At 53.4% G+C, this 678-nt stretch carries 1 rRNA gene; it reads left to right on the plus strand.

Annotated features, from left to right (window positions below):
- Positions 1 to 678: ribosomal RNA gene (locus F1381_RS27890) — 23S ribosomal RNA — on the plus strand; the annotation flags it as partial.

Below are 678 nucleotides of genomic sequence, written 5' to 3' on the forward strand. Positions count from 1 at the left end.
CCCGGTAAACGGCGGCCGTAACTATAACGGTCCTAAGGTAGCGAAATTCCTTGTCGGGTAAGTTCCGACCTGCACGAATGGCATAATGATGGCCAGGCTGTCTCCACCCGAGACTCAGTGAAATTGAAATCGCTGTGAAGATGCAGTGTACCCGCGGCAAGACGGAAAGACCCCGTGAACCTTTACTATAGCTTGACACTGAACATTGAGCCTTGATGTGTAGGATAGGTGGGAGGCTTTGAAGTGTGGACGCCAGTCTGCATGGAGCCGACCTTGAAATACCACCCTTTAATGTTTGATGTTCTAACGTTGGCCCCTAATCGGGGTTGCGGACAGTGTCTGGTGGGTAGTTTGACTGGGGCGGTCTCCTCCTAAAGAGTAACGGAGGAGCACGAAGGTTGGCTAATCCTGGTCGGACATCAGGAGGTTAGTGCAATGGCATAAGCCAGCTTGACTGCGAGCGTGACGGCGCGAGCAGGTGCGAAAGCAGGTCATAGTGATCCGGTGGTTCTGAATGGAAGGGCCATCGCTCAACGGATAAAAGGTACTCCGGGGATAACAGGCTGATACCGCCCAAGAGTTCATATCGACGGCGGTGTTTGGCACCTCGATGTCGGCTCATCACATCCTGGGGCTGAAGTAGGTCCCAAGGGTATGGCTGTTCGCCATTTAAAGTGG

The sequence above is a fragment of the Paenibacillus tengchongensis genome (assembly GCF_008973665.1).
Lineage (GTDB): Bacteria > Bacillota > Bacilli > Paenibacillales > Paenibacillaceae > Paenibacillus_AQ > Paenibacillus_AQ tengchongensis.